We start from the raw sequence: 24,668 nt of genomic DNA, 5'->3' as shown, positions 1-24,668 counted from the left end.
TATGTCGTTGAAACAGATGATTCGGCTCCTGCTGAAAAATTTTTGGTTGATCATCCTGGTACCACTAGTGGTGGCTGTAGGTGTCTATTTCTTGGCAAAAAACCTGCCGATGAGGTTTGAAAGTTCTGCCATCGTATTTACCAACCCCACCTCAGACCGAGGTGTGAATGATGGCGGTGCCATACGGATGGACTTCTACACCTCCAACAACCTTTTCGATAACCTAACGCTGCTGCTTAGATCAAGGGAGACCGTAACCCAAGCGTCCCTACGCCTACTTGCGCTGCACCTTATCCAGAAGCAACCCGATGAAGAGGTGCTGTCCATGGAAAATTTCGAAGAACTGAAAAAACACATAGATGATGATCTTCGAAGCAAGCTGGTGGTACCCAACGATCTGAACAAAACCCATTTGCGGATCAGCGAGCACCTACAGGCAAACCCCTCCTCTCCGGTCGAATACCTGCTTCGTGAACACCCCCACTACGGCGTTTCCAATATCATAAAAGAGCTTTTCGTGGCCCGTAAAGCTTCATCGGATATGATGGAGGTCACCTATCGTACCGATGACGCTGCCAACTGTTATTACACCCTTAAATTCATTACCGAGGCCTTTATGGAGCGGTATTCGGGCATCAAAGAGGCCGAAAACATCAATTCCATCCTTTATTTTGAAGACCAGCTTCGCATAGCACAGATGAAGCTTAGAAACGCAGAAGCCGAATTAAAGGATTTTATGACCGAACACCGGATCCTAAACTATTATGAACAGGGCAAATACCTTGATATAGCCAAGTTGGAACACGAGCAGGATGAAGAGCGCTCCAGGAGAATTCTCTCAGGTACCATGGCGAATCTTGCCAAAATAGAAGGACTTTTCGATGGGTTTGACCAACGACAGTCTATTATCAATGAAATCAGCGAAACACAAAAGGAAATCGTTTCCAAGCAACTCGAACTGGAAGGGGCACAACTGAGCAGAAACGGACAGGATCTAAGGCAGCAGTTGACCGGCGAAATAAACCAGCTACAGAAAAAAATCGAGGAGAAGTCTACCTTACTGTTTAACAACAGTATCTCTTTGGAAGGCCTGCAACGAAGAGAAGCCCTCGACGAGTGGCTGAAGCTCAAACTCACTTACGAGGAACAGGTTCAAGCACTCGACGTAATGCAGGAACGAAAGCAGTACCTACAGGACAAAATCGATGAATTTGCCCCATTGGGTGCTGAACTTAAGCGGTTGGAACGGGAGGTAAGTGTAAGCGAAAGCCAATACTTGTCCATCTTACATGGCCTGAATATGGCCTACCTGAAAAAATACGACCTTGAAATGACTTCTCCCCAGAAGCTTATTGATGAGCCCTTCTTCCCCAAAAAGCCCCTGCCATCCAAAAAACTCTTTTTGGTAGTAGGTGGCATGTTTGGAAGCGGGTTTTTCACTGCCTCTTTGGTCGTTTTGTTTTTCTTCCTGGATCCTACTGTAAAATCGGCCAAACATGCCGAAAAACTGACCGGGTTAAAAGTCGCCGGAGGCTGGGCAAACGAAAAACTGCTTCCAAGATCGGTAATGAAAGAAACCATGCGTAACCAATTAATTACCCAATTCCGCAACCACCTAAATCGGTTTTTGGATCACTCCAGCAAACCGCACCTGATTGTTTTTTATAGCCTATCGGATGGCAGCGGAAAAACCTTCCTGATCAATCATTACATCGAAAAGATACGGTCTTTGAATCAGACAGTGACCTATTATTCGCCCGATACAACTCCAGCAACCACTCGCACCAACGAGCAACAACCCTATGATCCTAGTGTCGATTTGCTGGCTGGGCAAACGCAACGCTGGAAATCCCGGGTGGACAACTGCGGTAGCGACTACTTTTTTCTGGAACTACCGAACCTGTCGGAATTTGACGCAAACTACGAACTCATGAACCTGTCGGAAACCTGTATTCTGGTGCTGAGTGCAGCGCAATCGTTCCCGGAAGGAAAGCAGACAGCTTTGGCAGTGATACGGGAGGCGATCACCTCTCCCCATCTCGTTTGGTTAAACAGGATGACAACGGACGAATTAGAGGACCTGCATGGCGAAATCCCGAAAAAGAGAACCAAAATCCGTCGCTGGGCAAAAAGCCTGATTTCCTAGCAGTCGACCGTATGGAACAGGAGGGAAGGACAAAGGCGTTTTTGATGGTGGTAGTGGCAGTCTTCACTGCGTTGACTATGGTCAGCTACCTGGACCTGTTGGGGATCGCCGCCCTAATCGCTATACCCGTCGCCATAGCTTTTTTTTTCTGGGTTTTTCAACATCCTCGAAATGCCCTCACGTTTACCATTGCCTGCGCTTTTTTGGCAATAGGGCTGATCAGGTATGTGCCAGACCTCCCTTTAGGCCTTACGGTAGACTTTGCCCTGATACTAGCTATTGTAGCGGCGATATTCCATACCAACCTAAAAACCGACTTCAAAATTCTTGAAAACGGCCTTATTGTCGTAACCGTCATCTGGCTATTGTACAATGTAGCCCAAATCGCCAACCCCGAGGCCCGTAGTGTAGCAGCTTGGGTATATGCCGTACGGGGAACAGCATTGTACATGGTTCTTACCATACCGCTCACCCTACTCTATGCCCGAACGAACAAAGACCTTACCCGCTTTTTTGAATTGATCTTCTTCTTTTCGGTGCTTGCTTCCATTTGGGGTCTGAGACAATACATTTTTGGTGTGGACGCCGCGGAAGAACGATGGTTAAACACCGGCCCCAGAACCACCCACATCCTGTTTGGAAACCTCAGGGTCTTTTCTTTTTTCTCCGATGCCGGCCAGTTTGGTGCGGGAATCGGGCATGCAGGCCTGATGGCCGCCATTCTGGCAGCAGGGCCGTTCTCCATCCGAAATCGGCTGATATTTGCGTTGCTGGCTATCCTCTTTCTTTACCTCCTCGTAATATCCGGCACACGGGGGGCACTATTTGTTCCAGTCGCTGGCGCTATGGCCTATTTATTTGCGTCGAAAAACTTCTCGACGATGACCGTGGGCATAGTAGTTTTGGGAGCCTTGATTTTCTTCTTAAAATTCACCACCATCGCAAATGACAATTACCAAGTCCGGCGGATGCGATCGGCCCTGGATCCTGAGGACGCCTCCCTGACAGTCCGAAAACTAAACCAGGAACGGTTCAAAATCTACCTTTCTACCAGACCATTTGGAGGAGGGATAGGCACCTCGGGCTCTTGGGGCCAGCGGTTTAGTCCCGGAACATTTCTTGCCGAAACACCCAACGACAGCTGGTATGTAAAAATCTGGGCTGAAATGGGCATCGTAGGTCTTTCCCTACATCTGGGTATCCTGGCCTACATATCTCTCATGGGGCTTTTGAAAATCTGGAAAGTAAAAGATCCACGGCTACGGCAGAAGCTTCTGGCCTTGTTTGGCGGAAATTTTGGAATCATCGTAGCCAGTTATGGAAACCCTATTCTAGGGCAAATGCCCACGGGGATCATCATATACATGAGCTGGGCCTACTTTTTTCTTGCAGAAGAACTTGACAACGAATTACAGGATAAGAACACAAAAAAAATCACCAACCATGACTCTGCCGCTTATCTCCATCATCACCATTAACTACAATGGTCTAGAGCATACCCTTGGAATGCTCAAGTCATTTCAGACGATCAATTATGCAAATCTCGAGATCATCGTGGTAGACAATGCCTCGAAAGAAGATCCCACTCCGATAGAAACAGCCTACCCAAATGTGGTGTTGGTTCGTAACCCCATAAACGAGGGCTTTGCCGGTGGCAACAACCGGGGCATGGAGGTAGCCAAAGGTGACTACTTTTACTTGATCAATAACGATACGGAAGTAAATCCAAACTGCCTCGATCCCTTGTTGAAATGTGCCCAGTCGAGCAACGCTGTGGGTTTGGTCTGCCCCAAAATCCTGTATTACGATGACCCCACCATCATCCAGTTTGCGGGGTATACCCCCATAAGCCCTTTTACTGGACGCGGCAAGGCAATCGGATACATGGAAAAGGACAAAGGGCAACACCAAACTGCCCGAACCACCTCCCTGGCCCACGGTGCGGCGATGTTTATACCCAGGCGCGTTGTCGAAGATGTTGGCATGATGGCAGAGTTGTATTTTCTCTACTACGAGGAACTGGATTACTGTGTACGAATCAAAAAAGCGGGCTACGAGATTTGGTATGAACCGGCATCCACGATCCTTCATAAGGAGTCGATGAGCGTAGGAAAGAACTCGCTTCTCAAAACCTTTTACATGAGCAGAAACCGTTGGGTATTTCTACGGCGAAACATTGAGTGGCCTATCTTTGCCATCACCATGGTGTATTACTTCCTGATCGCTGTGCCCAAAAACATACTGTTTTTTCTTTTTAAAGGAGAAACAGACCATGCCAAAGCCTATGCAAAGGGCCTTTTCAATACCTTTTCCATCAACGATTTACATGCAAACCCGGAGCTAAAACCGCTAAAAAAATGAGGATAGGAATCGAAGCCCAACGGATATTTCGAAAAAAACGCCACGGGATGGATATGGTAGCGGTAGAATTGATCCGCCACCTTCAAGAGGCCGATAAGTCGAACGAATATTTTATTTTTGTCAATCAAGTGGAGGATGATTCCTGTATTCAGGAAACCCCCAACTTTAAGGTAATAAAACTTCCGGAAAGCCCCTATCCTATCTGGGAGCAATGGCATCTGCCACGGGCCGCCCGCAGATTTAAGCTCGATGTACTGCACTGCACCAGCAATACGGCGCCGATTTGGGGAAAAACGCCTTTGGTACTCACGCTCCATGACATCATCTACCTAGAAAAGATCAGCCTCCGATCCGGCACCTGGTACCAACGACTCGGGAATCTTTACCGACGCTGGAACGTACCTTTTATCGTACCCCGCTGTACCTTTGTCCTGACGGTATCCGAGTTTGAACAGCAACGAATCCAAGCGCATTTTTCGAATATCCCAAAAGAACGAATTCAGGTAGTACATAATGGCGTCAGTCCGCATTTCAAGCCTGTCCCCGAGGATATTCAAGCGAAGAAAATTGTAGCATACGGGCTTCCAAATCAGTTTATACTTTTTTTGGGAAATACAGACCCCAAAAAGAACCTTATCGGTGTGCTCCATGCACTTTGGATGCTGGAACAGAACAAGCAGTTTACCTTGCCGCTGGTGATGCCTGATTTTGGTGAACGCGAACTGTCAAGTTTACTGGAAGGAATTGGCGCTTCCTCCATGCGAAACAAAATACACCTTACCGGTTATATCCCAAATCAGGACTTACCGGCAATTTACGCAAGGGCCCATTTTTTCCTCTATCCTTCCCTTAGGGAAAGCTTTGGACTGCCCATCCTGGAAGCCATGGCCTGTGGATGCCCAGTAATCACTTCCAACACCTCCTCCATGCCCGAAATAGCAGGTGATGCCGCCCTTCTCATTGATCCCTTTGAACCAAAGGAGCTGGCTGGTGCTATGGGAACGCTCCTGGAGAACGATGCCTTGCGGTCGGAACTTTCCGCGAAAGGAATCCAACGACCGCCGCTGTTTAGCTATGCAAAAGGGGCCGAAAAAGTGCTGAAAATGTATCAGCAAACCGTAAAAAAGGCACCATGAGCGAACGAAAATACTGGCTAACTTCGGGGTTTTTCACCATGCTGCACCGTGGTGTCGATTTTGTATTGGGATTTGCAGGTTTTATGCTGCTGGTTCGCATCCTCTCTCCCAATGACTTTGGGGTGTGGGTATTGCTGATCACGATTACGGCCATCGTGGATATGGCCAGGAATGGCTTCCTACAAAACGGCATGATCAAGTTTCTGGTCAACCAAACCGAGAGCAACAAAGCAAAAATCCAAATGGTGTCTTTATGGCTGAATGGCATCCTGACGTTGGCCTTTGTTCTGCTGTTGTTGCTATTTGCCGATACGGCTGAAAGAATCTTCAATGCGGAAGGACTGGCAGAGATCGTAAAAATATACGCCTATTTTCTTCCCGTTTTGATTTTACATACCCACAACCTCGTGTTGATGCAGGCGAGTTATGATTTCAAGGCCTATTTCTTTGCAGGGATCAGCAAAAGTTTGCCCCTATTTCTATTCATTGTTTATTTCTCCTTTAACCCGGAGTCACTCTCCCTTACCCGATTGGCCTGGATCCAAAATTTAACCTTTGGACTGGCTACCCTTATGTCCATTTACCAGGTGAAAGCCTATTTTCGGATTACTCCGGGCTGGCATGCTGCATGGGCAACCCAAATCTTTCATTTCGGGAAGTTTGTCTTCGGCACCAATTTGATCTCCATGCTCACCAATAGTCTGGACAAGTTCCTTTTAGGTGCGCTGCTGTCACCAGTGCAGGTCGCACTGGCCAACACCGCCGGGCGAGTAATGAATATGGTAGAAATACCGGTCAATTCCATCGCCTCGATCTCCTACCCGAAAGCCTCAGAAGCCCACGATCGGGGACAGGCCAAAGAGGTGGCAGGGATTTACGTAAAGACGCTCGGCATGATGCTGAGCATCACTGTCCCCTTCTGGATCGCTAACCTGCTTCTCGCAGATTACATCATTCTTTTCATTGCCGGTGAGGAGTATCTCGAAGCAGTGCCCTTTTTGAGAATCGTCGCACTTATTGCCCTAATCAAACCCTTTGATAGACAAGCCGGTGTGTTTTTGGATGCGATCGGAAAGCCCTTCTACAACATGGTCATGGTTCTTGGAACCTTTGTCTATGGAGCCCTTCTTAGCTATGTGTTTATACAGAGTTTTGGACTTATGGGAGCCGCCTATGGATTGGTCTTGGCACTTGGTATTACGGCGGCAATCAAACAATTTATACTAGGTAAATTTCTTCCGATCCGTCTTCTGGACGCGCTTTTCGTTGGAATTACCTACTATCCCGAGCTTTGGAAAATGGTAAGGTCAAAGCTAAAAAAGTAGAGTCGTCTACCGTCTTTAGCGCTGTGCCACCAACGCTGTTTTCCGACTCAATTCTGAAAATGGGTTGCTATTCGACGCTCAACCTTGTAAATTTACCCATCCCACAAGCTGATTTGAGACATGACCAACAAAACACTAGCCACTACCGACCTATTCAGTAAAATCAATCAGGACATGGAATACCTTCGTTCCTGCTTCGTCCAAGTTCTACATGATGCGCAGGAATCTGAACTTGCGGATTTTTTGGATTCCTGGAAGTTACCTGAAGATCAGTCCGCCCAGGATTTTAAGGAAAAACACATTCAACTGCTTAGCATTTACCTACAGCTGATGAATTTGGTGGAAGAAAATGCCGCAGTTCAGTTCAGGCGGGAAATGGTAAACCAAGGTGGAAGCGGTGCCATTCGAGGATCTTGGGGTGAAACGCTGGGCAGGTGGAAGAAACAGGGTCTTACCCCGGAACAGATAATGACCATTTTGCAACGGGTCAAGGTCACCCCGGTGCTTACAGCACACCCAACCGAAGCAAAGCGGGCCTCTGTACTGGATATGCACCGGGAATTGTACCTGCAACTTGTCAAAAAAGAAAATAAAACCTGGACAGGTCCCGAACAGGATCAAATAAAAGAAGAGATAAAATGCCTGATAGAGCGATGGTGGCGAACAGGCGAAGTATCTCTCGAAAAACCTACAGTGGCAACTGAACGGAGAAATGTGATGCATTACTTCACCAAGGTGTTCTCGAAGGCATTGCAAAAAACCGACAACCAATTGATGCAAAGCTGGAAAGAAGCGGGATTTGACAGTTCATTGCTGTCTGATTTCCGCTCATTTCCCCGACTTCAATTTGGAAGTTGGGTGGGCGGTGACCGGGATGGGCATCCCTACGTAACGGCCACATTGACAGGAGAGACCCTCCTTGCGCATCGAGAAGCCGCGATCAACCTGTTGGAGAAGGGATTGGTTCATCTGGGTTCCAGTCTAAGTTTTTCAGAAATCCGAAACCCGGTTCCTTGGGTATTGGAAAATGCGATTGCAACCAAACTCAAAACCAGTGGAGCAGATGGTGAAGAAGCCGTAAAACGAAACTCCTACGAGCCTTGGCGCCAATTCATCAACCTGATGCTGTTGGCTCTGCGAAACACACAACGTGGTGGGAGCGAAGTCGCTGGGTTTTGTTACAATGATCCCGAGGAGATGCTCGAAGATTTGGCCATCCTACGTATTAGTTTGGAAAAAATCCATGCACATCGGGTGGTAAGCGAGCTGATTTTTCCATTGGAGCGTCAGGTTTTTTGCTTTGGATTCCATTTGGCCAAATTGGATATCCGGCAAAACAGCGAGTTTCATGAAAAAGCCATCGGACAGATCATCGCCAAATTGATGCCGGAGGCAAAGCCTTATCAACAATGGAATGAGGAGGAACGACTGGAGTGGATAAACAGGGAATTGAAGCAGGAAAGGCCATTTGCCGTAACCGGCAAATCCTTTGGCCCGGAGGCGGACAAGGTCTTGGACTGCTACCGGGCCGTCTCCCAACACGTGGCAAACTATGGGAAAGACGGCGTCGGGTCATTCATCATCAGTATGACAAGGACGCTGAGTGATCTGTTGACCGTTTACTTGTTTCTTAGAGAAGTGGGCTTGAGTGACATACCTTTCCGAATCGTGCCTTTGTTTGAAACCATCGAGGACCTAGCGCATTCCGAAGCGGTGATGGATAAATTTTTGACCCATCCGCTACACAAGCGCAAATTAGCAGACCTGGCAAGCACCCAAGAAGTGATGTTAGGCTATAGCGACAGCAACAAAGACGGTGGAATCATCAGCAGCAGGTGGCATATCTTTACCACCGAGAAAAAACTCTCGGCACTGGGCAGGCGCCATGGTGTTCAACTCTGCTTTTTTCACGGCATTGGAGGTACCATAAGCAGAGGCGGTGGCAAGTACCACCGATTTCTGGAAAGCATGCCTCCGGGCAGCATGTCGGGGGAGATGAAACTGACGGTTCAGGGCGAAACCATCGCACAGCAATTTGCCAACCTGCTAAACGGCACCTACAACCTGGAAATGCTGCTTTCCGGAACCGCACTCCAAACGGGCATGACCCTATTCCCTCCGGCAGCGGCAGACTTTCCCGAGTCAGCCCTCCGACAACTGGCAAAATTCTCGAACGAACATTACACCAACCTGATCAAACATCCTTCTTTTTTGGCATTTTATAGTGAGGCTACCCCCATCGATGCCCTAGAGCTAAGCAAGATAGGATCAAGGCCGGCCCGTAGAACCGGCACGCGGACGTTAGCAGACCTACGGGCCATCCCCTGGGTATTCAGCTGGAGCCAGTCCCGGTTTAACCTGACCGGTTGGTACGGGTTGGGAACCGCCCTTATGTCTCTGCGAACGCAACATTCTGGACAATACGAAGAGCTGAAAAAGCAGGCCGATTCGTGGCCCTTTCTTCGGTATGTACTTATCCAGTTGGAAACGAACGTAATGACTGCCGATACATCGCTTATGCAGGAATATGCCAAGCTGGTCGGCGACGAGGCGATTCGGAAAGAACTTCTATCGGAGATTTTGGAAGAGCACACCCGCTGCCTCTCCGAATTGGATAGACTTTTCCCTGCACCGCGTGAACACAGGCGGCAGGGCCAGCTTCACAGCATGAACAGGCGAGCTGTTCCCTTAAGGTTACTTCATCAAATGCAAATTCATTACCTGAAAGAATGGCGGACAAAACAAGTTGAAAAGGGGATCAATGACGAATTGCTGGTGACGCGCATTTTGGAAATCACAACTGCGCTCGCCAATGGATTGAAAAACACGGGATGAGGATCATTTTCCTTGCTTATTTACCTACTTTCTCCACCAACGGGCCAGGTATCCAAACTCCTTGCTTCGGGCCTGCCAAACGTCTTCGATTTCCACCTTATAGGTGTGCTCGGTGGCCATAAAATCTTTGTTTGCGCGCTTGATATTCAAAAATCCGGAGATTTGGCCTAACACAAAGCGGGGAATCTGTGGTATTGCCGCAAGCACAGGTCGGGGTGCCCTGTTCAACAACAGAATCCCCAAAAAACCAACCACAAAGGTGGACAGGGCCGCCAATAACGAGAGGGTAACGGCAATTTTTACAAACAAACCGACAAACATCAACAAAAAAGACAAACCTACCAGTACCACCATCGGAGGCATCAATACCGCCACTGAAAACAGCATGGCATTCCAATCTGCACGAAGAACGCCCCTTCCGAACGCTCCGAGTGCCTGAATGCTGTGGCGAAAATAGCTGTTTAACCACCTGCCCCGTTGTTTTCCTATCTGCTCCGAAGACCTGATTTTTTCGTCAAAAATAATGGCCGCCGCCGCATACCCGATCCGATACCCTCTATTCACCATTTGAAGTTGGAGCGATTTATCCTCGGAAACCACCACCCCTTTTTGTCTAAACTCCTCCATCTCCCCCGCGATGTTTTCTTTATACAGATCCATTTGTATGGACATTCCCGATCCTGCGATCGTAGAAGATGACCCGATCAGGTAAGGAGCCTTTCGAACGGCATAATCATAATAATATTCTCCCAGCGCATCCAATGCAGCGTAGGTAGAGTCGATGTTTTTGGCTATCCTTTTTCCCTGTACCAGTGCGAATCCAGCCTGATGATACCGATCGATGACAGCGAGAAAATGATCCGGAACCAGATTGTCGGGATCAAACACCACCACGTGGGTGTGTGTGCCTAACAAATGGTTCAACGCATAATCCAAGGAGGCTACCTTGCTATTTAGCGCCGCCGGCGGCACCAAGAGACTGAATTTAGGGTCAAAGATCTGCTGAAATGGATGCTGTACAGCATCTGCCACCAAATACACGTGAAAGTTTGGGTACCGCTGCGCCAACAATGACCTGACAAGCGGCCAAGCCATGTCGATATCCTTGTAAGCGGTAATAATACAGGCGAAATCGCTGACGGATTCCTGAGAACTGTCGGGCTTTACCTCATCTGGCAAAAAGAGGGAAACCAAGGAAATGGTAAATGGAAACACCAAATAAAACCCGCAGACCAACGACAAAAAGATCAATATACCCAAAACCGAAGAAGTTTGATGATTATATAGTAAATCTACCCATAAATTGGCCATTTCGACCAACCAATGGATGTTTTTTTTGCAAAAACGATCCAAGTAACGTTGCGGAGGGAGGTAGGGAAATGTTCATTTGGATGCGATTTTAACCTTGTAAATTCTCAAAAAATCCTCCTCGTTTTCCTCATCGGGCAATCTTTCCATCCAAATATATCCTCCTCCCGATGCGAAGCCTCGCTTATTGGTGCCCTCGGGAAACTCAAGGATACCCTTATGCATCAGGGTTGCTTGATCCAACACCAAAACTCCTTGATTGACGTCTTTTTCGGCTTCACTATACAGCTCCTCTGCCTTTTCTTCATCCCCGGAAAGCCATATCGCTTCTAACTCCTCCATGGTCTCCTCTGAGATACCCCCATAGTACTGGATAGCTAGATTCCCGTCCACCACATGTATGTTACGAATGGCGGGGGTACTGCCCTTTATCATCACGGATCCCTTGGAAAACACCTCCCGAGAGGTTACCGGAAGCTTACCAAAGCCCGGGATCTGCAGATGGATGGTAGTATCCAGACTGGCTCCGGCCGGGCTTAGCGTGTACACGCGCAGCCGATTCTCCCCGCCCAACGCAACGTACAGTTTTCTCCCCATTACCGAATAAGACGGCGCGTAATCACTTTCATAATAGCCATTTCCATTGAGAAATTGACTCCCCTCCTCAAAAGGAACAATCTCCAAAAAACGCTCCTCTTCCAAATCGACAAGTTCCAAGGCCCGAAAGCTGTCGTAAAATACCTGCTCTCCGGGGTAGGTATTTCTTGTTCGCACCGATTTGGTTAAGAGGTACGAACGGTCATCCAGGCTCAGGTGCTTCATTCCCTTGCCCGGAAACGTCATGAAACCCGCACTGCCCACCAACTCCGGATGGGCCATCTTCGTGATCATTTTTCCCTCCAGATCATATACATAGACCCCCTTCATCCCCGCTAAGGCGATTTGGCTGTCCGATAAAAAACAGGGGAACTCCATCAGAAAACCATAGGCATCGGGTGTATCCTCTTTTTTCGAAAACCGGCTGACCACTTGGCCGCTTTGGTCCGTGAAAATAAACTCTCTGGACGGAAAATCATAAAAAGCCAGTCGGTTCATCGTCGGACTGACTCCGACCAGTGTCGGATCACCCAGAATGGCGAGATCCAGTGAATCCACCTTTTCAAATGATAAGGAATCCGCTTGGTCAAATCCCTGATCCGTTGGTCGGGTACAGGCGAAAAAAAACAGGGCAAAAAAAAGCCAAGTATACAGGTGGTTCATGTGGTTTTGAAGCTTTCTAAATTTTCGGGCCGGAATACAGGTTGAATGTACGGATTTATTTCCATACCCCAACCAGTTTGCTCGGATCCCAAGGCTATCGCGTTTAAAATCATTCTAAAAAGTAGATACCCTGAAGCATCTTGCCATGTCTCGTCCTTATTTTTAGGATTAATATTTTAGTTTTTAGAAGCCGGAATCAGTGTCCCATTGTTCGGCTCTCCTATCTTCGACATTGGCGCTAAATCATTGATAACCATTTATATTTTTTTTAAGCATGGCTTTTTTCTATTAGAGCATCCGTAACAAACACATATTAGATGATGATGTCTCTACCGGTGTAATGGCAGAAAAATTTTCGGATTTTTTGGCAGGGAGAATCCCAATTGGTTCCGACGCTATTTTCCCTACAGGAAAAGGACTCCCTCCCACGACACACTGCGGTGTTTCTTTGAGACCCTTGATACAGGGAACCTCGGGGAAGTACTACATAAGCAGCGGTCAATGCCAAATACAGAAGTAATCTAATCGCAGGTTTTTTTAATGTGAAAACCTTGACTATAGGTTACTCTCTTCGTTGACATGGTGCAGTATAATCTGTTTAAAATTGCTCATGGTTATCGTTGTTCCTGCTAGCACGGCACAAAGACCCCAAAAACACGGATACTATCATTCAGAATTGGATTAGAAACCGAAACACCATTGAACTTTTGGGGTTTTGGGAAACAATATAAAATCCAGATTTTAAACCCCTCGAATTCGAGGGGTTTAGAAAACAAGCAGGACTCAACAGTTTTGTAATGACGCCAAAACGTTGGATAGAAAATACAAATTCCATAGTAATTATTTAAAAATCAGGCGGATATGGAGGGACTTTTGCACATAAAGACATTGCTTTGGAATATGCATCGTGGATTTACATAGAGTTTAAACTTTATGTAATCAAAGAGTTTCAACGCCTGAAAGATGACAAAACAACAGACTGAAATTAGAATGGAACTTACAACGAACTATTTCCAAAATCAATTATCAAATTCATACTGACGCAATCAAGGAAAATCTGATACCAAATGAAATTACCAAACAACAAATAAGTTTTGTTTATGCAAATGAGGCTGACCTACTAAATGTTGCACTTTTCGGAATAACAGCCAAAGAGTGGAGAGATAAAAATCCCGACAAAACAGGAAACATAAGAGATTATGCGACATTGGAACAGTTGGTTGTATTGCGCAATATGGAGAGTATCAATGCCTTGCTCATCGAACAAGGGTTAGCGCAAAGCGACGGACTAATTCAACTCAACAAAGTTGCCATAACACAAATGAAATCTATGACCGAAAGCAAAGCAATAAAAAAAACTAAAATAATAAGATTGCGACAACAACGAACCGCCAATCGAGCCCGACCTGAACTAAATAACTCATAGTAAGGCTCTCACATTTATCTGCCGTAGGCATGACCACTCCCGGTTGTTGCGGAAATCCGGTGACATGTTTCTATAGCCATGGCGGCCATGTAGGCTAAACTAGGGCCCATTGCACACCTACTGGCTATTGTCAGCACCAACGGCGCAAAATCAGTAGCCTTGGGCACCTGCCCAAGGCAGCATAGGACCACGTCACCCGAGCGCCAAAGGCGCGGAATCAATAGCCTCAAGCACCATCCAACCCCACCAAGAGACACCCACCTGGAAAGACTATTTGCCCTCAGTAGGGGAAACATATCCCAAGGTCTTCATCATGCTTTCATGGCTTTGTTCGGGTGCAAAAAGCCAGTGCTTCACGCTTCCATCCGTATCCCGGTCGATTATGACGTGCTTAGGAGCGGGAATCAAACAATGCTGAATCCCCCCATATCCGCCCAAGGATTCCTGATAGGCTCCTGTATGAAAAAAACCAATGTATTGCTTCTTCCCTTCTTCCACCTTGGGAAGGTAAATATTGAACTGATGGGCTTCGGAGTTGTAGTAGTCCATACTGTCACAGGTCAGACCACCCAGGTTGATGTTGTGGTATTCCTCGTTCCAGTTGTTGACGGCCAGCATGATGTATTTCTGGTTAAGTCCCCAGCTATCCGGTAGCTGCGTGATAAAGGATCCGTCGATCATATACCAGAGTTCCTTGTCATTTTGGAGTTTTTCCGCCAGTACACTGTAAAGCACCGCACCGCTTTCTCCGACGGTATAGCTGCCAAATTCGGTAAAAATATGCGGCTCTACCGTGTTGTTTTTGGCACACATCCATTTGATATTCTTCACTATTTGATCGGCCATGTACTGGTAATCGTAATCAAAGAAAACGTTGGTCTTGATGGGCCAACCCCCGCCCACGTCCATGGTGTCCAATTCCGGAGCGATCTTCTTCAACTCCACGTATTTCTGGATAAAGCGCGTGAGCTCGGACCAATAATAGGCGGTGTCACGTATGCCGGAATTGATGAAAAAATGCAACAGCTTAAGCGATACCTTCGGGTTATCTTTGATCTTTTCCTCGTAGAGACGCACGATGTCGTTGTACCTTACGCCCAACCGGGAGGTATAAAAGCCAAACTTGGGCTCCTCATCGGCAGCGATCCGTATGCCCACCTGAAAGGGAACGTTTACATGCTCAAGGTAGTAGTCAATTTCGGACAGGTTGTCCAAAACCGGTACGCAATTAACAAAGCCATCGTTGAGGAGTTCGGCAATATACTGCTTGTACAGGTCTCTCTTGAATCCGTTGCAGACGATATAGGTCTGTTTGGTGATTTTCCCCTCCTCATACAGGCTTCGGACCAGGGGTATGTCAAAGGTGGAACTGGTTTCAATGTGTATGTCGTTCTTCAGCGCTTCGTGTACGACAAAGCTAAAATGGGAAGACTTGGTACAGTAGCAGTAGGTATAAGACCCCTTGTAATCGTGCGCCTGAATGGCGTTGTTGAAGTAGGTCTTGGCGTTTTGGATGTTTTCGGAAATCTTAGGGAGGTAGGTCAACTTCAACGGTGTGCCATATTGCTGAATAATCTCCATCAGATCCACCCCATTAAATTTCAACTGATCGTTTTCTACGGTAAATTCTTTGGTAGGGAAATCAAACGTTTGCTTAATGAGATCGATGTATTGGTTCATGTAGTTTGGCTGTTACGAAGTGAAAGTCGGTTCAAAGGTCAAAATTTGCACATATTATTGAAATATCAAACCGAACGCCTACCAATTCCCCCAATAGAATGTACTTATCCCAAAACGCAAAGCGTCCTAAATAAAAAAACCACGGCAATCTTTGCCGTGGCCCAATCAGTATGCCCGTGCCGTCTCAATACAACTGCTTGTACAACAGCTCGTTTTCCTGCTCGTGTTTTCGTTGAATGGAAATAACCTTGTGGAGCACCTTCTTGAAATGTATTTCCTTCTCCAATACCGTAAACACCAATTCCAAGAAGGCTTTTACCTCCTGCTTAGCTTCTGCTTTGAAATGTAAGGTGAAATTATGGTAGCTGTGATTGCTGCGGATATAGGCGACCGGGCTTCTGTAAAGCTCGCTTAGCCCCCTCAATACGCCATACAATGACTGGAAGCGCTCGGATAGCTCAAAGGTTACCTCAGAATAATTTCCCCTGTCAGCCGCCTGCCGCCCAAGCAGTCTGACACCTTGTCGCTCAAGTGCCTCTCCAGCAGACAACACTTCCCGCTCCATCTCTTCTTTGTCCAAGAATAGCCCAGGATTCAAAGAGTTACCGTTATCATCAATTGAGGTTGCCAAGTTACTTCGCATCGTTACTTACGTTTATTAGTACTGAAAATCTGATCGCATTGTTTCATTCAACACTACAAATTTACACATTAAATTTTTATTTACGTGTATTCCCTATAGATTTTATAGACTTTTAGTGTAAATTGGTTATTATCAGCCAAAATAACTTCAAAAGTAGAAAATCAAATGGAGCAATATGGTAAAAAAACACTTAAAAGAGATCTTTGATCACCTGCCTGGCAGCATGATACCCACACATCCCGTGTACGCCGCCTCCAGGAGGAGTGGAGGAGGAACAAAGGTAGATTCCTTTGGCGGAAGTTCGATAAGGGGAAACACGCAAGGCAGGCCTCGTGAAGATCTGGGTGATGTCCTGCACCCCTGCGTTGATATCCCCTCCCACATAGTTGGGATTGTATGCCTCCATATCCGCACTGTTCATTGCATGTTTTGCCAATATCAGGTCTTTAAAACCAGGAGCATAGCCTTCGATCTCGCTTTCAATCACGGAAGAAATATCCTTAGAGGAACCAAAGGGCACATGGCAATAGGCCCAAGCCGTGTGCTTTCCTTCCGGAGCCCTGGTACTATCCACCAAGCTTTGCTGGGCCACCAACACATAGGGATGCTCGGGATACTGACCTTTCCAGATGACGCGTTCGGCGTGGGAAATGGCTTCCAAAGTCCCTCCCAAATGAACTGTTCCTGCTTTCCTTGCCTCCACCGATTTCCAAGGGATTTGTCCATCCAATGCAAAATCCATTTTGAAGACTCCCATGCCGTATTTATACCGCCGTAGTTGCCAACGGTATAGCAACGAAAAACGATCCCCTGCCAACTGCAACAACTGCCGAGGCCCCAAATCAAATACCCAAGCCTTTGCCTCGGGAAGGTCGGCCAATGTACGAACCATGTTCCCTGTCTGAACGACTCCACCGAGAGATTGAAAATACCCCGCCAACGCATCAGCCAAGGATTGGGATCCCCTTTCAAGCACCGGCCATCCACTATGGTGTCCGGCTGCCATCAACACGAGGGCAATCGCAGAAGTCGCCATGTTCTCCAGTGGCTGTATACCATGGGCAGCCATACCAGCCCATAAGCCTCTGGTTTCTCTCTCCCGAAAGGAGCTTCCCAGAAAACGGGCGGGCTGAAGGGCTTTGAAGCCGAAGGCTGCTAAGGAAAAAGGATGCCGAGGAATCTGTAAAGGAGCTAAAAAGTCAGGAGCCAATTTGGCCCAATCTCTCACGATAGGCTCTATCAGTGCCCGGTAACGATGGGTGTCTTTCCCGAGGCGTTCGGCTGTCTTAGCCATGGAATGCAACAAAACCGCTGCCTCGTCACCCTCCGGGAACGGGTGTGCGGCCAAAACTTCTGGGTGTAGGAACCTAAGTCCAAAATCGGCCAAGGGAAGACTCTTAAAAAAGGGGGTGGCTACGGCCATGGGATGGATTGCCGAGCAGACGTCGTGCCTGAAGCCGGGAAGTGTGAGCTCCTTGGTCCGCATACCGCCACCGATGGTATCCTTGCCCTCGATCAATAAGACCTGCGCTCCCTGTTGCTGTAGTACGATCGCCGCTGCCAGCCCATTTGGGCCTGATCCTACGACAACAGCATCGAATTTTTTATAAGACATACAGACAGACTTACTATCAGCCCTTCAAGCGTTCAACCTAACATATTTCTCCCCGTTACCTCAGCCCAATAATTTTGCATCCAATAAACTAAAAACTTGAATCATCGGGTCTCAAATGGCAACTCGACGCGTATTTTTTCCCAGCTCATCGCCAATACCCCCTGTTTCGGGCCACGGGCCTCCACTTGGTAGGTCAGTCGCTGAACGGTTTGATCCAAAAGGATGGGATCTACGTTGATACGCACCAAATCTTCCGATTCACTATATTCTTCTGCCAAATGTTGATCGAATCGCTCGTTGATGATCAATGTCCACTGCTCGCGTCCCGGAATGGTAAAAAACGCATACATTCCCGCAGGAATTTCGGTTCCTGCCACCACTACGGCATCGCTGAAGGTAACGGCTGTGGCCCAATGGGACCCGCTGACCCACACCTGATCGTAGGAAACCAAACCATTCCAAATCACCCTGCCCCTCACCCCCGGGGAACCGTGATTTACCGTAACCTTTGTGTTGCCTACGGTGCCACTGATCTCCAGTCGGGCACTGCCCCGCTCGGTATCCTCCCTCAGGCCTCTATTTACACTGTCTGCATAGGCTACCAACTCGGTTACATGTTCCTTTTCCAATTGGGAAAGCGTTAACTCACCGGAAGCCTGCCCTTGGCTTGTATCAGTACTCATTGTTTTGTCCGTTCCGCAGGCCGAAACGACAAAAAAGACCGCAAGCACAACGAAAATTCGGTTACGTAAAATTCTCATAAATTCTTGTTGATTTTCTTTTCTGGCTGTAAAAATAGAAAAATCAGAGGAAGCGTCCCCATCTATAGGTTAGTTTGCCTTAAATAAAGCGCTACTTCAAAAAATTGGGATCCCTATACCTTGGATTGGGATAGCTATAAAACCCCGCGCCCACTTTCTCCCCTAACTTCCCTTCCTTGATATAATCGGCCAGCAAGTCGGCGAATGCCTGGGTATATTTATCCGGATTGTTGCGCGTAACGTGCCATGCGGTATCCAAGCCTATTTGGTCCAATATCCCGAAAGGACCGATCGCCATGTGAAAATTTACCATCCATGACCGGTCTATGTCCTCAATAGAACCGACTCCCCTCGTCAGAAGCTTTCCGGCAGCATGGATAAAGGACATGAGCATCGTATTGAACAAATAACCAGGATACTCCTTTTGTATGACTACCGGGACTTGATTGAGGCTTCTGCCAAATTTCTCCAAAATCGGAATCAATGCGAGATCGGTTTTGCTGTGGGCCATGATATCCAACAGCCGGGCAAAGAAAACATCATGAAAATGAAGTGCGCAAAATCGCTGGGGTCTGTCGATGGCCGCAGCGATTTTGGAAGGCAATAAAAAAGAGGTATTGGTGGTAAAGATAGTCTTCTCTGGCGCGAGGTTGTCGATTTGCTTCCATACCTGAAGCTTTGTTTCTAAATTCTCTGTCACGCTTTCGTTGATCAGATCAGCATCCTCCACGGCTTCGCCTAGCTTGTCTGTAAAAAGTAATCTATCAGACAAACCCTCCTCTTGTGCAGGAAGCAGGCTGCCCTGCTTTCGCAATTGCCGAAGCAACTTTTGCATGGTAGCCTTTGATGTTTCTAAGATACTAGCATCCAGATCATAAACCTTTGCCCGATAACCCGATAAGGCACATTGCAATGCCACCCGGGATCCCAGCGTACCTGCGCCTACCACCGTTACCGTATGGATTTCCATGTTCATTAGATCGTAACTCCCCCATCTACAGTCAACACAGCACCCGTAGTGTATGCCGAAGCATCTGAGGCCAGGTAAAGGGCAGCTGCACCTATTTCCTCAGATTCACCGATCCGCTTAAGGGCCAGTTGATCCATCATTCTCTCCATTACTCCCTCATTGCTCCACAACGCTTGGGAAAATTTCGTTTTGATCAATCCGGGGCAGATCGCATTGACCCGTATGCCGTGGCCGGCCCACTCTTTGGCACAGGCCTTTGTCAGGGATATCAAGGCCGCTTTACTGACACTGTAAATACCGAGACCATCCTCTGGAGAAAGCCCGCCAATCGAGCTGATATTGATAACCGAACCGGAGGTTGAGGCTATCAAATAGGGAAAACAAAGTTTCATTAACTGAAAAGGAGCCCGAACATTTACATTCATGATCTTGTCGTATGCGTCCAAAGAGGTCTCGTTGATTGGCCCATAGACTGGATTGGTTGCAGCGTTGTTGACCAAAATGTCGATTTGTCCATATCTTTCGACAGTTTCCGACACCAGATTTTTTACGGCATCGGGGTCACCCACATTGCAGGCGATCGCCATCACGTCGTACCCTCGCTCCTTTAGATGACCTGCCACGGTATCAAGAGTAGCCTGCTTTCGGCTACTGATCACAACCCGCGCCCCCGCCGCGGCAAAAATCTCGGCAGTTGCGAGGCCAATGCCTTTACTGGCTCCAGTCACAATAGCCACCTTCCGGGAAAGGGAAAACATATCGGATAAATCCATTCCTATCATCGATTCAATCAGTTTATGAATGTAAACAATAAGGGCAAATTAGGCAGATCATCGCGAAAAGGCTAAGAAATCGGAATTTATATTCATGGGTTTGGTAAGAAAAAGCCAGTGTGTAGAAACCATAACGAATCACTGGAAAACATAATCGGGCTACTCAAAACGAAGCCTTGCTTTCCAACCGGCTGTTTGGCACGCCTATATAAATTCTATGATCATATCTGCTAGCAATTCACCCAACGCAAGAAGGATCGGATCAAGCTTGGATCAAAATAACCCATCAGGTACCACAAAAGGTCTGATAGCCCCGCTCCCACTGCGAGTCTGGAACCTCCTGAAACAACCGGGTATATTTACCAGTCTCAAAGGGGTTTTGGCAAACCTCTAAAAACCGGTACAAAGACCCAATATCCCCCTGTACCGCTTGTGATAAGGTTGCCTCCACCAGATGGTTCCTTGGGATGATCTTCGGATTATGGGATTGCATCGCCCGCTGGATTTCTGACAGAGGTATCCCATCTCCCGTAACACGCGCATTCCATCGTCGATACCAAGCCTGAAACGCCGGTAATTCAGATCCCTGCAATTTCCCACCCGGCATATCTCCTTGTAAAAAAAGAAAGGTGTGCGTATAATCCCAACGTTGCTCCTCTGCTATTTGCAACAGATCGCTTATCAACGAATCATCTCCATCCCTCCGTTCCTTCAATCCAAGTTTTCGTCCCATTGCCTTGGCATAATGCTCTTTAAATCGGAAAGGAAAGGCATTTAAAGCATCCTGCGCTATGGAAACGGCCTTTTCCTTCTCCTCATGAAACAGCGGCAAAAGGGCACTTGCCAGACACGAAAGGTTCCAATGTGCGATTTTAGGTTGATTGCCAAAGGCATACCGCCCCTGTACATCAATCGAACTGTATACCGTACCAGGATCGTAGGTGTTCAAAAAAGCACAGGGGCCGTAATCGATGGTCTCTCCAGCAATGCTCATATTGTCGGTATTCATGACTCCATGTATAAAACCCACGCCCATCCAAGAGGCAACCAACGCAGCCTGTTGGTTAAGCACCTGATGAAAAAAAGCCAAGCCTGGGTTTTCATCCTGGGCCGCTTCCGGATAATGCCGCTGTATCGTGTAATCCAGTAACGCCTTTAAGCTTTCTTTTCCCAGGTACTGGCTGGCGTATTCAAAGGTTCCGACGCGGATATGGCTGGATGCTACCCGGGTTAGCACTGCTCCTGCCTGTACCTGCTCCCGGTAGACGGGTTCACCGGTTGTTACCACTGCCAACGAACGAGTGGTCGGGATTCCCAATCCGTGCATCGCCTCAGAAACCAAAAACTCACGAAGCATGGAGGCAAGGGTAGCACGACCATCGCCCCTGCGGGAATACAACGAACGCCCCGCACCTTTTAACTGTACATCTAAAGAGTTACCCTCAGGTGTCACCTGTTCTCCCAACAGAATGGCCCGTCCATCTCCCAATAGGGTAAAGCTTCCAAACTGATGCCCGGCGTAGGCTTGGGAAATCGGATCGCTCCCCGGAGGCAGCTCATTTCCTGAAAACAGATTCGCCAGAACCTTTTCTTCATAATCATCAAAGTCCAAGCCCAGCGTACTGGCTAGCGGCGAATTCAGCAGAACCATCCCGGGATCCTTTACGGGATCGGGTTTCTGATGGGAATAAAATTCCTTCGGTAAATTGGCATAAGATTGCCGGAGATTCCATCCAGCGGTGGAGAGAGAAGTCTGATCCATGGGAAAACGCAGCGAATTGATATCACATAACAACCGCAAAACGCCTAAAATTCATTTTTCGGCAGAAGGAGGCCGAAAAGGCTGCGGGACCCTACGCTAAAAGTACAATGGATGACAAACCGAAGGATTTGTGTCTAATTTATATTTTCCAAGAAAAAAGAGGTGAGAATATAATTCAATTGCTCAAATTCGATCAAGAAAGCATCATGTCCGTAGATAGAGTGAATTTCACGGTAGTTGCCGTTGGGCACGTTTCTACTGATAAAGCGGGATTCCTCACTTGTAAAGAGTACGTCCGAATCCACACCTACGGCAAGCACTTTGCAGGGAATTTGGGAAAGCGCCTTGACTGTGCCTCCCCTACCCCTACCCACGTCGTGACTATCCATGGCCTTGCTGAGCACCCAATAGGAAAACGCATTAAAACGGTTGGCCAGTTTTTTTCCCTGGTAGCGTAGGTAACTGCTGATTCTGAAGTTGTCACGTTTTTCTTCGGTATCACTTTGGCTGTGAATGAATGTTTGGGGATGGCGGTAGCTTAGCATTCCAATGGCTCTTGCCGCCTCCAATCCACGCTTTCCGGCGTCGGTACTTCTTTGTCCCCAGGTACTGTCGGATTCAATGGCCATGCGCTGGGACTCGTTAAAGCCGATGATCCAAGGAGACGCTTTGGCATTCGATGCCACGATAATGGCGTGCTTCAGTCGTCTTTGCAGGGTATAAGCCCATTCCAGCGCAACCTGCCCACCCAGTGAGCCGCCGATCAGCGTGTGAATTTTCCCCAGACCGAGATACTGACGGAGCAGATCAAATGACGCCGCTAGATCCCTTGTGGTGAGATTTGGAAAATCGTAATAGTAAGGTTCGCCGGTCTTCGGATTGATACTCAACGGCTGGGTAGATCCGTAACAGGAACCCAATAGATTCGCACATACAATGAAATACTTGGAGGGATCGAAGAATTTATCCTCTCCTATCAATCCGGACCACCACTCATGGGCGTTGGCATCGCCGGTTAGGGCATGCAGCACCCAAACCACGTTGTCCTGATCGGGATTGAGTTGACCTTGCGTCGTGTAACTTAGCTGGAAGTGGGGGAGATGCTCCCCCGATTCCAACATAAGCCCTTCTTCGCAACTGAAAATTTCTTGGGTCATTTCACTGAATATGTTCGACTGCTGACTGGTCATTTTGATTATTTCAAGCTGTCAAAGGCTCCCTGCAAGTCGTCCTTGAGGTCTTCGATATGCTCTATCCCCAAAGAAAGCCTTAATAGGGTGGGCGTAACTCCAGCCGCAAGCTGCTCTTCGTCGGTCAACTGCTGATGGGTAGTTGCCGACGGCTGGATGATCAGCGTTTTCGCATCGCCCACATTGGCTAAATGGGAAATCAGGTTCAGGTTGTTGATGAAGGTAGAGGCCGTCTCCTTTTCACCCTCAATTTCAAAACTCAGAACCCCGCCAAAGCCATGTTCCAGGTACTTTTTGGCCACTGCGTGGTACGGACTGGAAGCCAGGCCAGGATAATTTACCTTTTTCACCTGTGGGTGGCTTTCGAGCCATTTTGCTATCTCAAGCGCATTGTCGACAGTTCGTTGTACCCGTAGCGAAAGTGTCTCCAACCCCTGCAACAACAAAAAGGCATTGAATGGGCTGATCGCCGGTCCAAAATCCCGTAATCCTTCCACCCTCACGCGGATGGCAAAGGCGATATTGGGGAGTCCGAGGGGATTATCGATGCCAAATACATCCGAAAAAACCAACCCATGGTAGCCGTCTGAGGGCTGGGAAAACTGAGGAAACTTGCCGTTGCCCCAATTGTAATTTCCACCATCTACGATGATTCCCCCGATGGACGTGCCGTGTCCACCGATCCATTTGGTAGCAGAAGAGGTGACGATATTCGCACCATGCTTGATTGGCTGGCACAGAAAGCCCCCTGCTCCGAATGTGTTGTCCACGACCAACGGAATATCGTACTTTTGCGCCACCGCGGCTACTGCTTCAAAATCCGGGATGTTAAACTCGGGATTACCGATTGTTTCAACGTAGATCGCTTTGGTGTTTCCGTCTATTTGCGCCTCCAGGTCTGCTGCCTTATCGGTTTTTGCAAATCGGGCTTCAATGCCCAAGCGCTTAAAGGCAACCTTAAATTGGTTATAAGTACCTCCGTACAGGTAAGGCGAGGTTACAAAGTTATCGCCAACTGTCAGGAAGTTGTTGAGGGCAAGAAACTGGGCAGACTGACCGGAAGCAGTTGCAACCGCAGCAACACCACCTTCCAATGCCGCCAGTCTCTTCTCGAACACATCCGTGGTTGGATTCATGATCCGGGTGTAGATATTCCCGAATTCCTTAAGGGCAAATAAATTCGCTCCGTGTTCCGCCGAATTGAACACATACGAGGTTGTCTGATAGATAGGCACTGCACGGGAGTTGGTGGTTGGATCTGCCTCCTGTCCGGCATGAAGCTGCAATGTTTCGAATCGATACTGTTTTGACATGTTTTTGTGAGTTTAGGTTTATTAGTTAGTACCCCATTAAGTTACCGAAATTACGAATATATTACCCGTTCCGTTGACCAAGTCAGTCAATTAACGGAAAAACCAAACATGGACCGGGAAATTTTTCGGATGTGCGGGAAATGGAAATGGTAAAGGGGTTCTTT

19 protein-coding genes are annotated in these 24,668 nt (G+C 47.7%); 8 read left to right on the top strand and 11 right to left on the bottom strand.

Annotation, left to right across the window (positions count from 1 at the left end):
* Position 1: 1 nt before the first annotated feature.
* From ADIS_RS07300 to ADIS_RS07275, 6 genes are all read left to right on the top strand, one after another.
* Complete coding sequence (locus ADIS_RS07300) at positions 2-2,146, top strand: GumC family protein (protein WP_010853760.1); 2,145 nt, start codon at positions 2-4, stop codon at positions 2,144-2,146.
* 11 nt (positions 2,147-2,157) lie between these two features.
* Positions 2,158-3,624 carry an O-antigen ligase family protein gene (locus tag ADIS_RS07295; protein WP_010853759.1) on the top strand — a complete coding sequence of 489 codons (1,467 nt, stop codon included), beginning with the start codon at positions 2,158-2,160 and terminating at the stop codon, positions 3,622-3,624.
* On the top strand, positions 3,590-4,507 hold the full coding sequence (locus tag ADIS_RS07290; RefSeq protein WP_010853758.1) for a glycosyltransferase family 2 protein: 918 nt from the start codon (positions 3,590-3,592) through the stop codon (positions 4,505-4,507). The genes ADIS_RS07295 and ADIS_RS07290 overlap by 35 nt, the downstream gene beginning before the upstream one ends.
* Complete coding sequence (locus ADIS_RS07285) at positions 4,504-5,643, top strand: glycosyltransferase family 4 protein (protein ID WP_035805102.1); 1,140 nt, start codon at positions 4,504-4,506, stop codon at positions 5,641-5,643. The genes ADIS_RS07290 and ADIS_RS07285 overlap by 4 nt, the downstream gene beginning before the upstream one ends.
* Positions 5,640-6,968, top strand: coding sequence for an oligosaccharide flippase family protein (locus ADIS_RS07280; protein WP_010853756.1), 1,329 nt, complete (start codon positions 5,640-5,642; stop codon positions 6,966-6,968). Before ADIS_RS07285 ends, ADIS_RS07280 begins: the two co-directional genes overlap by 4 nt.
* Positions 6,969-7,088: 120 nt before the next feature.
* A complete protein-coding gene (locus tag ADIS_RS07275; protein WP_010853755.1) occupies positions 7,089-9,803 on the top strand; it encodes a phosphoenolpyruvate carboxylase in 2,715 nt (904 codons plus the stop codon).
* Between the two features lie 24 nt (positions 9,804-9,827).
* On the opposite strand, the gene ADIS_RS07270 is transcribed toward ADIS_RS07275, so the two are convergent.
* Entirely contained in the window at positions 9,828-11,063 is a 1,236-nt protein-coding gene (locus ADIS_RS07270) for a glycosyltransferase (protein WP_155907243.1), read from the bottom strand.
* A gap of 123 nt (positions 11,064-11,186) precedes the next feature.
* Positions 11,187-12,371, bottom strand: a complete 1,185-nt coding sequence (locus tag ADIS_RS07265; protein ID WP_035805098.1) for a hypothetical protein — start codon at positions 12,369-12,371, stop codon at positions 11,187-11,189.
* 351 nt (positions 12,372-12,722) lie between these two features.
* Here ADIS_RS07265 and ADIS_RS23690 point away from each other — a divergent pair, with 351 nt between their 5' ends.
* Together ADIS_RS23690 and ADIS_RS23685 are read left to right on the top strand one after the other, a co-directional pair.
* Complete coding sequence (locus tag ADIS_RS23690) at positions 12,723-12,896, top strand: transposase family protein (protein ID WP_155907247.1); 174 nt, start codon at positions 12,723-12,725, stop codon at positions 12,894-12,896.
* A 368-nt stretch (positions 12,897-13,264) separates the two neighbouring features.
* Positions 13,265-13,354, top strand: coding sequence for a KilA-N domain-containing protein (locus ADIS_RS23685; protein WP_238325403.1), 90 nt, complete (start codon positions 13,265-13,267; stop codon positions 13,352-13,354).
* Between the two features lie 713 nt (positions 13,355-14,067).
* On the opposite strand, the gene ADIS_RS07255 is transcribed toward ADIS_RS23685, so the two are convergent.
* The 9 genes from ADIS_RS07255 to ADIS_RS07215 all read right to left on the bottom strand — a co-directional run bounded on the left by ADIS_RS07255 (position 14,068) and on the right by ADIS_RS07215 (position 24,504).
* Positions 14,068-15,477, bottom strand: coding sequence for an arginine decarboxylase (locus ADIS_RS07255; RefSeq protein ID WP_010853751.1), 1,410 nt, complete (start codon positions 15,475-15,477; stop codon positions 14,068-14,070).
* Positions 15,478-15,661: 184 nt separating this feature from the next.
* Entirely contained in the window at positions 15,662-16,120 is a 459-nt protein-coding gene (locus tag ADIS_RS07250; protein WP_010853749.1) for a hypothetical protein, read from the bottom strand.
* A 190-nt stretch (positions 16,121-16,310) separates the two neighbouring features.
* Positions 16,311-17,735: a phytoene desaturase family protein gene (locus ADIS_RS07245; RefSeq protein WP_010853748.1), complete on the bottom strand. Its 1,425-nt coding sequence runs from the start codon at positions 17,733-17,735 to the stop codon at positions 16,311-16,313.
* A 101-nt stretch (positions 17,736-17,836) separates the two neighbouring features.
* Positions 17,837-18,418: a DUF2911 domain-containing protein gene (locus ADIS_RS07240; RefSeq protein WP_155907240.1), complete on the bottom strand. Its 582-nt coding sequence runs from the start codon at positions 18,416-18,418 to the stop codon at positions 17,837-17,839.
* Positions 18,419-18,587: 169 nt separating this feature from the next.
* On the bottom strand, positions 18,588-19,472 hold the full coding sequence (locus ADIS_RS07235; protein WP_010853746.1) for a 3-hydroxyacyl-CoA dehydrogenase NAD-binding domain-containing protein: 885 nt from the start codon (positions 19,470-19,472) through the stop codon (positions 18,588-18,590).
* Positions 19,472-20,239 (bottom strand): SDR family NAD(P)-dependent oxidoreductase, encoded by a 768-nt coding sequence (locus ADIS_RS07230; RefSeq protein WP_035805111.1) that lies wholly within the window; start codon positions 20,237-20,239, stop codon positions 19,472-19,474. Before ADIS_RS07230 ends, ADIS_RS07235 begins: the two co-directional genes overlap by 1 nt.
* A gap of 286 nt (positions 20,240-20,525) precedes the next feature.
* Positions 20,526-22,001, bottom strand: a complete 1,476-nt coding sequence (locus ADIS_RS07225; protein ID WP_010853744.1) for a protein adenylyltransferase SelO — start codon at positions 21,999-22,001, stop codon at positions 20,526-20,528.
* 134 nt (positions 22,002-22,135) lie between these two features.
* Entirely contained in the window at positions 22,136-23,158 is a 1,023-nt protein-coding gene (locus ADIS_RS07220; protein ID WP_155907238.1) for a homoserine O-acetyltransferase family protein, read from the bottom strand.
* 38 nt (positions 23,159-23,196) lie between these two features.
* The gene (locus tag ADIS_RS07215; RefSeq protein ID WP_035805093.1) at positions 23,197-24,504 is read right to left on the bottom strand and encodes an O-acetylhomoserine aminocarboxypropyltransferase/cysteine synthase family protein; all 1,308 of its coding nucleotides are present in this window, start codon (positions 24,502-24,504) and stop codon (positions 23,197-23,199) included.
* Positions 24,505-24,668: the final 164 nt, after the last annotated feature.

The sequence above is a fragment of the Lunatimonas lonarensis genome (assembly GCF_000390185.1).
Taxonomy (GTDB): domain Bacteria; phylum Bacteroidota; class Bacteroidia; order Cytophagales; family Cyclobacteriaceae; genus Lunatimonas; species Lunatimonas lonarensis.
Note: the sequence above shows the minus strand (reverse complement) of the source record. Positions and strands in the feature narration are given on the sequence as shown.